1 protein-coding gene is annotated in these 2,194 nt (G+C 58.6%); it reads right to left on the minus strand.

Going from position 1 to position 2,194, the window contains the following annotated elements; genetic code table 11:
- The coding region (locus ACZ68L_RS46805) for a reverse transcriptase/maturase family protein (RefSeq protein ID WP_469591020.1) at positions 1–1,660 on the minus strand (1,660 nt) is incomplete at its 3' end.
- Positions 1,661–2,194 lie beyond the last annotated feature (534 nt).

Consider the following 2,194-nt stretch of genomic DNA (forward strand, 5'->3'; position numbering starts at 1 on the left):
ACGGGGGCTGTGGTCGTCCGGACTCGGTGAGATCGGCGAGCTTTCGGACCTGGTGGACTTCCACTTGGCCTATCTGCTCGCACAGTTCACACTTGCCCATGCGGAGCCGTGTAATCAGCTCTTTGCGGGCAACGGGTCGGACTACCGGACGGTCCTGTAGTACCGCCTTCTTCTGCCGCTTCAGCGGGATTTCGCCGAACCTTCCGACCAGTGGTTTCCTGCCTGCTCGTTGGACGCTGGCCTCGTAGCATGTCCGTGGTCCATCTGGTGTCGAGATCTTGGCCCTGTATTTGCGAGCCATCGCTGACACCGTCGAACGATGCTTGGCGGCAAGCGTCTTGAGCATTGAGGTCTGTGCGACCCATTTCAGCCGGCTCAGTCTCCAGACGTCGCCGGCCAGCAGGTAGTACTGGACGAGCCCCCTGTATTCCGCTCCGTATGTGCTGATGATCGTGAGGTCGTCACGATTGAACAGCTCAGTGCGGCGCTCGGGTTTTCCGTGCTTTAGGTAGGGGGTGCACTTGGCTTTGATCGCTTGCCGTGGGACGCGCAGTGCGACGCTGCCGTTGACAGACGGGCGTGTCGCACTGTGCTGGACAGTGATCTCGTAGCCGAGGAAAGACGCTGCCCGGGTACGGGCGTGCGTGACCAGCGTCTTGTCCGGGTTCAGTTCCAACTTGAGTTCGTCTCGAAGGAACTGCGCCAGACGCTGTTTGATTTCCTCGGCCTCGGCCTTCGGTCCGGCGAAACCGAGGAGGGTGTCGTCGGCGTACCGGCAGTAGCGGAGTCGCCTATAGCAAGGATCCTGAGGATCCTTGCTGGACGTTCCCCGTAGCTGTCTACGCAACTCGCGTGCTGCGGTCATATTGCCGCGTTTTCGAGCGCGCACCGCCGCCATTCGCACCCTTGCATAGGCAGGGTTGTTTGCCCTGCTAGCTCCTCGGGTGTACTGCGGTATAAGAACTGTTTCGATGAACTTGTCCAACCGGTCCAAGTAAATATTGGAGAGGATCGGCGAAACGACACCGCCCTGTGGGGCTCCACTGAGCGTTTCGTTCCATACCCAGTCCTCCAGATATCCGGCTTGCAGCATCTGTTCGATCAGCCGGAGGAGCCGGTTATCGTGGATTCTCTCAGCCAACGTCGAGAGCATGACCTCGTGGTCAAGACTTCCGAAGCAGTCTGAGATATCACCCTCAACGAACCATGCCGTGCCAGTCCAGAGGTCTGCCACTTCACTGAGTGCAGTGTGACAGCCCTTGCCGGGACGGAAACCGTGTGAACGGTCAGAGAACCGCGGCTCATAATATGCCTCCAGCAAGAGGCGGATCACCTCACCGACGAGCTTATCCGACCACGAAGGCAAGCCGAGCGGCCTCTGCTTCCCATCCTTCTTCGGGATGTAGATCCGTTTTGCTGGCTTAAATCGAAAACGCTCGTGACGCAGAGCGTCGATGATGCGTTCAATCTTTGCCAGCGACATGCCGTCTGCGGTTTCTCCATCAGCCCCGGGCGTCATGGCTCCATGGTTGGAGTACAGGCGCCCGTAGGCCATCAGATACATCTGCGGATTGAACAGTTGTCGGAACATTTCATTGCACGGCAGGCCACGCCTACCGCGATCACGGAGGATACTCAGTACTGTTTCGGCACTCTGCATTACGCATACCCCCCAGTCTTCGAATATCCGATCACCTGGCCCCCTTGGCCCTGCGGACGGCCTTCCCGTCCCCCTTGGTAGGGCGTTACTCCTACGACTACTACGGGGCCTCTGTCACCTTAGGGCTCGCGCCCCTTAGGTGATCCCACGTTCGTCCCTGTCATACGTGATAGTGCGACTTAGGATCCTCATTCATCTCCTTGAATGCCCTCGTTGGGCATCGCTCCACATCCCGGAGGATGTATCAGCCACCTCGTGATGCCGATACAGGGTGTGGCGCCGGTATCAGGCGCTATTTCCGGCGGACGTGTTCTTGCACCTTCTGGAGATTGAGGTCTAGGCAATCAAGCTTTATCCGTATCGCACGGGTCCCGCAACGCCTCGTTTCATGCGCCTGAACACGAACGTTACTTTTCTGGCATGCTATTGTTCCCTGCACCTTTCGGATTCAGGTTAGCCATCGGACCCAGGAACATCCCTCCGAGTTCCTCCCGGCTTGACCGGGGATATAACAGGGCGCTTTCGTGGCGCAGC

The organism is Streptomyces sp. NPDC104309 (genome assembly GCF_055584025.1).